Annotated in this window: 9 protein-coding genes and 1 pseudogene; 6 read left to right on the top strand and 4 right to left on the bottom strand. The window is 53.8% G+C overall.

Annotation, left to right across the window (positions count from 1 at the left end):
• The first annotated feature begins 77 nt into the window (after nt 1–77).
• On the top strand, nt 78–1289 hold the full coding sequence (locus tag SELSP_RS09030; RefSeq protein ID WP_006191141.1) for an ATP-binding protein: 1212 nt from the start codon (nt 78–80) through the stop codon (nt 1287–1289).
• 83 nt (nt 1290–1372) lie between these two features.
• On the opposite strand, the pseudogene SELSP_RS09025 reads toward SELSP_RS09030, so the two are convergent.
• Nucleotides 1373–1788 (bottom strand): annotated as a pseudogene (locus SELSP_RS09025) (EamA family transporter).
• 180 nt (nt 1789–1968) lie between these two features.
• On the opposite strand from SELSP_RS09025, the gene SELSP_RS12490 reads away from it, so the two are divergent.
• The 5 genes from SELSP_RS12490 to SELSP_RS12010 all read left to right on the top strand — a co-directional run bounded on the left by SELSP_RS12490 (nt 1969) and on the right by SELSP_RS12010 (nt 7029).
• Nucleotides 1969–2598: a transposase gene (locus SELSP_RS12490; protein WP_174261612.1), complete on the top strand. Its 630-nt coding sequence runs from the start codon at nt 1969–1971 to the stop codon at nt 2596–2598.
• Nucleotides 2599–3070: 472 nt separating this feature from the next.
• Entirely contained in the window at nt 3071–3583 is a 513-nt protein-coding gene (locus SELSP_RS09015) for a hypothetical protein (RefSeq protein ID WP_013740961.1), read from the top strand.
• 99 nt (nt 3584–3682) lie between these two features.
• Complete coding sequence (locus tag SELSP_RS09010; RefSeq protein WP_169304909.1) at nt 3683–5764, top strand: PcfJ domain-containing protein; 2082 nt, start codon at nt 3683–3685, stop codon at nt 5762–5764.
• A 72-nt stretch (nt 5765–5836) separates the two neighbouring features.
• The gene (locus tag SELSP_RS09005; protein WP_006191152.1) at nt 5837–6604 is read left to right on the top strand and encodes a hypothetical protein; all 768 of its coding nucleotides are present in this window, start codon (nt 5837–5839) and stop codon (nt 6602–6604) included.
• A gap of 194 nt (nt 6605–6798) precedes the next feature.
• Nucleotides 6799–7029 (top strand): phosphatase PAP2 family protein, encoded by a 231-nt coding sequence (locus SELSP_RS12010; RefSeq protein WP_006191153.1) that lies wholly within the window; start codon nt 6799–6801, stop codon nt 7027–7029.
• Nucleotides 7030–7202: 173 nt separating this feature from the next.
• On the opposite strand, the gene SELSP_RS08995 is transcribed toward SELSP_RS12010, so the two are convergent.
• The 3 genes from SELSP_RS08995 to SELSP_RS08985 all read right to left on the bottom strand — a co-directional run bounded on the left by SELSP_RS08995 (nt 7203) and on the right by SELSP_RS08985 (nt 10221).
• Nucleotides 7203–7496 (bottom strand): type II toxin-antitoxin system RelB/DinJ family antitoxin, encoded by a 294-nt coding sequence (locus SELSP_RS08995; RefSeq protein WP_006191154.1) that lies wholly within the window; start codon nt 7494–7496, stop codon nt 7203–7205.
• A gap of 301 nt (nt 7497–7797) precedes the next feature.
• Nucleotides 7798–9204, bottom strand: a complete 1407-nt coding sequence (locus tag SELSP_RS08990; RefSeq protein ID WP_006191155.1) for an acetyl-CoA carboxylase biotin carboxylase subunit — start codon at nt 9202–9204, stop codon at nt 7798–7800.
• Between the two features lie 21 nt (nt 9205–9225).
• Nucleotides 9226–10221: a pyridoxal-phosphate dependent enzyme gene (locus SELSP_RS08985; protein ID WP_013740959.1), complete on the bottom strand. Its 996-nt coding sequence runs from the start codon at nt 10219–10221 to the stop codon at nt 9226–9228.
• Between the last annotated feature and the right edge of the window lie 75 nt (nt 10222–10296).

The raw sequence follows: 10296 nt of genomic DNA, 5'->3' as shown, positions 1-10296 counted from the left end.
AAGTTTTGCGGTTATAATCCTAAAACTTTTGCTTTTTCATAAGTTTTGCGGTAATATTCTTGAAGGGGGTGACAGCGATGATTCCACGGCCGCTGTATGTAGATAAAATCATGGCGTATGCGGACACGCCTTTTGTAAAAGTGCTCACGGGGATTCGCCGCTCGGGCAAGTCTACGATACTGAATATGCTCATGGAGAAATTGCAGGAGCGCGGTGTTCCGTCAGAGAACATCGTCAGCATGCGTTTTGATTCGATGGAGTACGAAATGATGACGGCGCGGGAGATGTTCGCCGCCGCGAAAGCCCGGCTTCGTTCCGTCGGCAAGACATACTTCTTCTTTGATGAAGTTCAGGAGATCGAAGGCTGGGAGCGCGTCGTCAATTCCCTTGCTGCAGAAGGCGATGTCGATATCTATGTGACAGGCTCCAATTCCCGCATGATGTCTTCGGAAATCGCCACATATCTGACGGGGCGCTATGTTTCTTTTCGCATCTTTACGCTTTCCTTTGCCGAATATCTGACATTCAAGAAGCGCTATGCAGAGCTTCTCGATGTTCGCACGGAGCTGGCGGCGTATATCCGTCTTGGCGGTTTTCCCGCCACGCATCTGCGCGAGTATACAGCCGATGAGATTTATACGATCGTGCGCGATATCTATAATTCCACGATCTTTTCCGACATCGTACGGCGCAGCAATATCCGCAAGATCGATCTGTTGGAGCGCGTCGTTCGCTATACGTTTTCCAATGTAGGGAATACCTTCTCGGCAAAGTCGATTTCCGCTTACTTGAAAGCGGAACAGCGCAAACTCGACAATGAAACGGTATACAGATATCTGAGCCAGTTGGAAAAGGCATATCTCCTGCATCGATGTGCGCGCTATGATCTCGCAGGCAAGGAAATACTGAAGACGCAGGAAAAGTTTTATCCGGCAGATACGGCGCTTCGTTACAGTGTGCTTGGCTATACGCCGGACAGTGTGGCGGCTAGCCTCGAAAACGTCGTCTATCTTGAGCTTTGCCGCCGCGGTTATGCGGTCTGTATCGGCAAGACTGCGGACGGTGAGGTGGATTTTGTCGGGGAACGGCAAGGCGAGAAAATCTATGTGCAGGTCACGCAGGAAATCCGCTCGGAAAAGACGGAGCGCAGAGAATATGAGCGCCTGTTGGAAATCCGCGACAACTACCCGAAGTATGTCCTGCGCGCTGATGCATTTGTTGGCGGGAATTACGAGGGGATCAGGAGCATGCATGTAGCGGATTTCCTGCTGCAGGGGCAAATGGGCTGACATGCGCACGAATATGAAAATAGGAAAAGAGCCGCCCTCAGCCGCTGTTTCGGTCGGGGGGCGGCTCTTTTATCAGCGCTGTCTTACAATATCGCGATCATCAGGCTGTCGATCGCGATGAGGAAGATGCCGATGCCGTGCGAGAGAGTGACTTCTTCCTCGAAGATAAGGATGGCGAGAAGGACGGCGAAGACGACGCTGAACTTGTCGATGGGGGCGATGCGTGAAACGTCGCCGGTCTTCAAGGCCATGAAGTAGAAGAGCCAGGACGTGGCGCCGGCAATGCCGCTCAGGGCAACGCATGCCAGAGCGCGGCGATCGGCGAACACCTCGGGCAGATGAGAGGCGTGTCCCTGCACGATCATGACCGTGACGAGGAAGATTGCCATGATGACGCCGCGCATGGCGGTGACGGGGCTGCTGTCGAGCCTTCGAGTCCCATCTTGCCGAAGGTGGAAACAAAGGCAGCAGAAAGTGCGGAGAGGAGTGCGTAGAGCAGCTAGGATGACATCGGAGAAAAACCTTCTTTCTTGTTGTGTTCTTTACTCAAACTTCGCAGATGAATAATCTGCTGTAACCCTTGACATATCTATCGTCTTGGCAAATAAAATAGCATGAGCAACATCCATTTGGTATAATTTTAAGTGTCAACCAAAAACATCCAATGGAGGTTCATGCTATGAACAGTATAACACAAAACCACCAAGACGAGGAACTGCTTTCTAAGGAAATGCAGGTCTTTTTCCGTCGCTATCAAGTCAGTCGCATCCTCCGTGCGGCAAATGCGTACAAGCTTCGCGGCGTCCCTGTCCTCAGCATCTTCCTGCTGGCGTTCCGCATGGTGTTCCAGCAGCGTTCCGTTTACACGCAAATGCATCTCCAAAGCGCCGCCATGCCTTTCGGCAAGGATACGTTTTACCGCTTCATGAACTCTTGCCGGATCCACTGGCGCAGGTTCACGACAGAGCTTGCCGCCGCCATCATCCATGACACGCTCGCTCCCCTGACTCAGGCGGATCGCATCAACGTGCTCATCCTTGACGATTCTATCTACCATCGCGCCCGCTCCAAAAGGGTGGAGCTTCTCGCCCGCCTCTACGGCCATGCCAAGAAGGGGTTCTCCTATGGCTTCCGCTTCCGCATGCTCACGCTCTGCTGGTCGGATGGCAATACGCTTCTGACCGCCAGCCATACGCTGCTCTCTACTGTTGTCGCAAAAACTACGAAAATGTGCATAAAGGGGTATTTTCATTGGTATAAAGTCAGTGTTTTCAAGGTCTGTGGAACGTTTTTAATGTGCGAAGTTTGAGTTTTTATGCGACTAAAGCGGCGGGAGGCAGGATAAAAGTATCCTTTTCACGAATTATGCGCATGGAATGATGGCGACATCATCCATTGAAGAAAGTAAAGGAAACGCTGATAATAGGAGAATCGACTTTAGGAAACGCTGATAAAATGAAGTCGCCCAGATTTGCGCAGATGCGCTGTATCTATCGAGGAGATATACTGGAGGCGTAGCGGTGCTGCGTCGAGGATTTGTCGACGACGAGAGGACAGTGCAGATGCGTGAAGATGGGTGGCTGAATTTATCAGTGGTTCCTTTACTGCAATAAGAAAGGGTAAGAAAACGTGCAAGAAGCAGCCATCGTTATTTCCGTTGTTGCTTTGTGTATTTCCGTCGCTGCGTTCATCAAAGCGGCAAAGAAATAACTGTTTCCTTATGCGCCATACTTTGCATGAAAGCGCGAACGGCGACAGGGATTTTTCCTGCGGAGGATGATATGGATCCAAAAATCATAGAGGAGATCGAGCAGTATCTTAAAACGCATTTTTTTGATTTAGATGGATTGCGTAAGGCGGGCTGGAAGTTTTCTTATAGTGCGCCGGGCTCAGGACGTCTCGGACAGCTGCGCAAAAAGCTGGATAAGATTCTCGCACGTTTCGAGGATTCGTTCGCACAGCGGCTCATGAAACTGATTCGTGAAAAGGGCAGGGATGAGGTCGAAGTCTACAAGAAAGCGCAGCTCGATCGGCGCCTGTTTTCCAAGCTCCGGCGGGATGCGCGTTATACGCCGAGCAAGCGGCATATCTTGGCGCTCGTCATGGCGCTCGAGCTGGATATGAAGGAGGCGGAGGATCTCCTGCGCCGCGCCGGCTACGCGCTATCCGAGACGAAGAAGGAAGATGTGATCGTGCAGTATTTCATCGAGCGGGGGGAGTATGATCTTTTCCTGATCAATGATGTGCTTGATTACTATGGTTTGCCGGTGCTCGGTGACAGCGCCGTGCGCTGATGGAATTGTCTCTCTGAGAGCGACCGCGAAGAACCGTCTGCATGATAGACTTGACTCGTAGGCATGGATGCGAGGAAGGCGGTGTGTGGGATGTTGGATATGGCGTTTCGGTACGATGAGGATTCATACGAGTGGCTGCCCTGCACAGAGGCGCTTGAGATCCATGCGCCAATTGAGGAGCTGCCCTGTGTGCTGACGCTCTCTTTTGAAGGGCTGGAGGAGATCGATGACGACAAAGACTATGTGTTTTGTTTGCAGCATCGACGGTTGGAGGAGGTGGAGCAACGCTTGCCGAATGGCGTTCGCTCCGTATGTGGCTGCGAGATCTGCGGCCTGTCCAGACATGAGGATTTTGACTTGTCGCCGGGGCAGCCGGAAACGCTCTATATTCCGTTCCGCTGGCGCCTGTTCCAGCGCACGCCGGATGGGCCTTTGAATGTTGCGGCGGATGTGGCGGAGATTCATTACGAGTGCGACGGGGTGCTCCTGCGCTGGCATAATTTTTCCCTTTCCGCATGGGTCGCACGGCGACGTTGGGAGTTCACACGGCTTCTCGTCGACGGGAAATGGCAGCCGTGGACAACGTGCACGGCTGTCCGCATTCCGTTGGAAATCGTCGGCTTGGTGCTCGAAGCTCTGGAGGAAGGCGTCTATCGCCGCTATGGCATTCGTCCGAGCATCCTCAGCAATATGACAGGCGCAAAGATGCTTACGGCATACATAGAGCGCCCGTTCGACATCCATATCGTCTACCTCAAAGGCTTCCTGGCGGAGGCTGTGGAAGATTTTGACGAAATGTTTCCTTATGAAGAGACGAATCCCTACCCGATTCTTTGCAACTGCCTTGGAATACGGCCGCCGAAGAGCGTGCGAAGAGCCTATACTTACAATCCCTATGCCGTCATTTGGTACATGCTGCTGCGTCAACTGGGTTTGCAAGATGTCTCGCTCATGCAGCCGTTTTTGGAGCTGGAGTACGAATTTGCCGGCATGTCGATCGATGAATTTTATTTCGATCCAAAGACGCAGCGTGTGGAGCGGCGCGAGGAAGAGGAGCGCTGCTTGTGGCACGCGCTGGAACGTCACGCGCGTTGGCTGTGCGGGCAAAAGGGGGAGAAGGCGCTTGCCGAATTCCTTTCGCGATATTATGTGTGGGGAGGAGTAACGCAACGGCACGGAGAGATCCTTTTGAACTTTCAGCGATACGGCGCACAGCTGAGTGAGGCGGTCAAGCAGCTCCTGCTCTCTGAGGGGATGACGAAGTATGTGCGTGACGCGATTTCTTGGGAAGTCGAGGCGATCCTATCGGGAGATGAGCCGCAGAGGATTCTCTACAGGCCGGAGATCCTGCGCTATGAATGTTGTGTCAATGGCTATGATTTCCGTCTCATCCACCATACGGATGAGCTCGCGCCCATCGGCATTGCTTTGCATAATTGCCTTGCGAGCTATCGCGATTATGTGATAGAGAAGGAATCCATCACCATTGCTGTACGTCAAGGTGAGCGATATCTGGCATGCATCGAGGTGGGGCAGAGTGGCTGCATCGTGCAGGCGTTGGGGAAATATAATCAGCGTCTGAGAGGAAGAGTTCTGGCGATTTGCCGCGCCTGGGCGCGGTATGTGGGACTCTCTGTCGACGTTGACCATCTGGACGTGTTGGACGGAGATGAGGAAGCGACGAATTTCATGGAAGACATTGTCATGACGCCGCTTCCCTACCGGCGTGCGATGGAAGAGGTGGCACTGGAAGAGCTGGAAACGCTGCCAGAGGAGGAGATCGAGGAGGGGTATTATTGCCTGCTCGGCGAATATCTGGCGCGATCTGTGCGCTGCGCTGTCGCAGCACCGCCATGGATGCGGTTCAGGGGTGAAATGGAGTATCTCATGTACGTCTTTCCGCGTGGCGAACGGCTCTATCGGGCAGCTCTCAGCGGCTCGGTTGAAGCGGCGCGCGTTCTGGGGCTGCTCTATCAGCGCGGACGGCCGATACCCTGCGATGTAGAGCGTGCGCGCTACTGGCTCTCGTGGGCGGCAGAGCGCGGTGATGACGAAGCGGCGCTGGTGGCGGAGCGTCTGCAGCGTGCAATCGCATCGGGCAGCATGGAGCGGGATCTGGCGATTCTGCGGGGAATAGAGCGACTGCGCCGTCGCTTTCCGATGAAGCGAGGTGTGGCATGATGGATACGAGCGAATGTTGTTACTGCATGAAGCAAATGTGATGTCGGACGCGGACAGCGAGGAGGGAGCAGAATGAACAGAAAGAAGAAATGGTATCTCATAGACCGTCCGGATGAGAGTGCAAAGTACCTGCAAGGCTGGGCGATAGCCGGTAGACATCTCCAAGCACTGTTCAATCAATACAACCAAAAACTTTCGAATCCTTATACGGGATTTTGTTGGTTGCGAACGCAGATTACGAGCCCGACATTTGACTCTATGAATTTTAGATTCAAGAACAATGTGTTCTCCGTGCAGGTTGAGTTTGGCATCGATAAAAATACAAGGCGTGGTGCTTTTGTATCTGAGAAAAGAAAGGATTTGCAGGTGAGAATTTGTGAGAATAATGATATGATTCCCTGCCTGTTCCGTATTTTCGGTGATGATATGACAACTATGGAAAGCGGCTGGAATTTGCGGCATACCAAGACCGGTGAGAAGATTGTTCCACTGGACATATCCGATGATTCTTTTAAACGTGTGTCCAGATGGGAATTGCTCCATTGGGGCATAGCGATCGTCATGGATAATCTCCGAAAGAAGGGATATAAAGTTCTTTCGTTTACGGATGCACCGGATGTCATGCCTCAACTATGGTTCGAAGATCATAGCGGGAATAAATGTTGGGTTCAAGTTATCGTGAATAAACCAATGTCTATAGCAGATTTTTCGGAAACTTTTCCGGAGGAGCATATGGGATATCTGGCAGGGGTTACAATTTCGCCTGTTGAAGGCGAAGATGTTTTATATCGGTCACATCCGGCTGAAATAGAATATAAAGGGTTGAAGAAGATTTGTTAAAGTGTCTGGCGCGCACGCCGAGAGGGGCGGCTCTTTTGTATTCATAAACCCATACACATTTCATAAGTTTTGCGAGGTGTATGAAATCCTTTAGCTTCTGTTTAGCTGTGGGAGGTATACTAAGCACATCTAAAGAAAAGAGGCGCATGCAAAATGGATTATTGCGCGCCTGACCCTGTCTCGATTTCCCGTGGATGCCTCTGCTCATCCAGCCCCCGACGGATTTTTCCTTTTCGTCGGGGCACACTTTCGGCTCGTTTGCGGCAGCTGCTGCTATTTTTTGCGGCGTGTCTCGCCGCTGGGGTGTTGCCGTACTCGGGCTTGCGGCAGGAATAGGTCTTTCCCGCATTTATCCCTTTGTCCATTATCTGAGCGATGTGCTGGCCGGAGCGCTCCTCGGCATCGTCTTCGGTGCTTTGGCGTAGCGTATCTCGGGTAAGGTCTTCGCCTCTTTGCCGCCCTCTCTGCGCGTTGGACATCGGTTCGGGGAAATTCCTGTACCTGTTGAGGAGCCTCGCTCATGAAGCCGATGAGGTGCGGCTCGGATTCGAGGTGCGCAAATTCCGCCCGCATTCGTCTATCACTGGTGGTTACGAGTTCAATCATCATCGTCCTCCGCATCCAAATCTTTTAAGAGTGCAGACAGGGAGTGATAGCGTTTCGCTTCGATTTTTCCGTCCATGATGTCACGCGCTTCCTGCATGGCGATGAGTGTTTCCTTGTTGTATCGTGGCTGTTTCGGACGGAAGGGAAAGCCGCCCTCCATGATGGAAGCGTACAGAAAGATGTTGATGGCATCGGTGATGGATATGCCGAAGCTGGAAAAGACATCCTCGGCTTGGGCTTTCACAGCAGGCTCAATGCGCATGTTGATGGTGGCAGTCTTAGTCATAATAGATCCCTCCTTTCGCTCATTGTAATGCGAAAGTGAAGCAAATGCAAGCTGACTTTTGCTTCTTCCCCGTGGGGGATAAAATCTTCCAAACTACTTCATTGTTGGCGGATAAGCAACCTTATAGTGGTTAAAATGACGATGACAAAAGAAAGACGGATACGCTTCGCTTTTATGATTTAGCCGAGGCGTATCCGTCCATACAAACAGCCTATTGAAACCGCTGTGTACCGAATGGTACGTACGGCGGTGTGAGAGGACGGCGGCTAATCACCGTCTGCTACTCGATTGTGGAAAGGCTTTATGCGTAATACATGCTCGCGTTGATGGAGGCGGCGAGATCGAGCTTGTCCTTGAGCTTGAGCTTCTTCGGCTCGTTCTCGTAGTAGGTGATGCGGCGTTTGATGAACTGCGTGTCGATATTGCCCGTGCGGAAGTAGCTGTCTTCAAGAATTTTCTGGTGCAGGGCGATCGTCGTCTTGACGCCTTCGATGCGAAATTCGCTCAGGGCGCGTTCCATGATCTTGATGGCATCGCCGCGCGTTCTGCCGTGCACGATGACCTTGGCGATGAGGGAATCGTACCACGGTTCGATCGTCAGTCCCGTCGTCACGCCGCTGTCGAAGCGCACGCGCGGACCGCTCGGCTCGTGCATGAAGGTGATGAGGCCGGGGGACGGCAGGAAGTTGTTGTCGGGATCTTCGGCGTTGATGCGGCACTCGATGGCGTGACCGCGGATCTTGATGTTCTTCTGCATGAGTCCCAGAGGCTCGCCGTCGGCGATCTGGATCTGGCGGCGCACGATGTCGACGCCCGTGACGGCTTCCGTGATGGCGTGCTCAACCTGGACGCGCGGGTTGATCTCCATGAAGTAGAACTTGTTGTCGGCGAGGTCGAGGAGGAATTCCACCGTGCCGGCATTCGAGTAGTGGACGCTCTTCGCCGCCTTGATGGCAAGGCGGCCGATCTCGCGGCGCATCTCTTCCGTCAGGGCGACGGAAGGCGACTCTTCGAGGAGCTTCTGATTGCGGCGCTGCAGCGAGCATTCGCGTTCGCCGAGGAAGAGCACCGTGCCGTAGTTGTCGGCGAGGATCTGCGCTTCGATGTGACGCGAATGCTCGATATAGTGCTCGAAGTAGTGGACGACCTTCTTGAGATCGACGAGCTGCAGGATGTTCTTGAGATCCTCTTCGGAATGCGCGACGAACATTCCCTTGCCACCGCCGCCTGATACGGGCTTCAAGATGACGGGGTAGCCGACTTCCGCGGCAGCCTTCAAGGCCATCTCGTTGTTTTCGAGAGGTGCGCTGCCCTTTGACATCGGTATGCCGGACGGCGCCATGGCGGCGCGCGCCGCATCCTTGTCGCCGACGAGACGCAGGGTCTCGGGCATGGGGCCGATCCAGACGATGCCAGCCTTCGTGACCATCTCGGCGAAGTCGGCATCTTCGGACAGGAAGCCGTAGCCCGGATGGATGGCGTCGGACTTCGTCTGAATGGCTGCCTCAAGGACGGCTTCCTTGTTGAGGTAGCTTTCCGTAGCATCGGCGGGGCCGACGCGATAGGTGAGGTCGGCGAGCTGGACGTGCAGGGCGTTCTTGTCGGCGTCGGAGTAGATGGCGACCGCCTCGACGCCGAGCTCTTGACAGGCGCGGATGACGCGGACGGCGATTTCGCCGCGATTGGCGATGAGGATTCTCTTGAACATGATACAGCCTCCTGATTCGTATTATCCTTTGAGTCCCGAGCCTGTCAGCGGCACGACGACACGATAGTTGTCGGGCTTTGCCTTGCCGAAGATCTGCATGGCTCCGGCGAGAGCTGCGGCGCTTGTCGTTTCCACGTAGATGCCGCGGCGTCCGAGCATCTCCTTGCACCGTACGATGTCCTCGTCCTCGACGATGAGGACGTCGCCGCCGCTGTTCGTGACGGCGGCAAGCATGTCGTTCAGACGCTTGGGCGTTTCGATGCGGATCGAATCGGCGATCGTCTCCGTCTTCGGACTTGCCGGTATCTTGTTGAACGCCTCGTAGAGCGGCGCGCAGTTCTTGCTCTGCACGGGCACGAGGCGCGGCAGGCGGCCGATCTCGATGAAGCCGTAGTAAAGCCCTAAGAGCATCGTGCCGTTACCGACAGGCAGGAAGATGTACTCGGGCACACTCTCGCCGAGCTGCTCGTAAATCTCGTATGCCATCGCCTTCATGCCCTCGAAGAAGAGCGGATTGTAGACATGCGAAGCATAGTAGGCGTCGCCGAGGTTTTCCTTGACCGCTTGGCACGCGCCCATGCGCCCGCCTTCAGCTTTGACGATCTTCGCGCCGTAGGCGGCAATCTGACGCAGTTTGTCAGGCGACGTCTCCTTCGGCACGTAGACTGTGCAGTCGATGCCCGCCGCCGCTGCGTGCGCGGCAATGGAGGCGCCGGCGTTGCCTGCCGAATCGAGCGCGATCTTCTCGATGCCGACGTGGTGGATCTCATTGATCAGCGTGTAAGCGCCGCGATCCTTGAAGGATCCGGTCGGCAGAAGGTTCTCCGTCTTCAGCAGATACTCGATGCCGTCAATCTTGATGCTCAAAAGTTCGGTGTGCATGTGTCCGATCGTGACTTCATGCACAGTCTCTTCGTTGGCCGCCTTGTTCAGATGGAACATGCCGCCGCATTCGCAGCGATAGTTCATCGAGCTGATGGGATATTTTTTTTTGCACTTTTCGCAGTAAAAATACACGGAGCATCCCGCCTTTCGTCATAACATCCGATTTTTCTGCTCAGTATCTTGTCGTCATGGATATATTCGCTTTTT

This window comes from Selenomonas sputigena ATCC 35185 (assembly GCF_000208405.1).
Lineage (GTDB): Bacteria > Bacillota > Negativicutes > Selenomonadales > Selenomonadaceae > Selenomonas > Selenomonas sputigena.
This window is presented reverse-complemented; position numbering and strand designations above follow the sequence as displayed.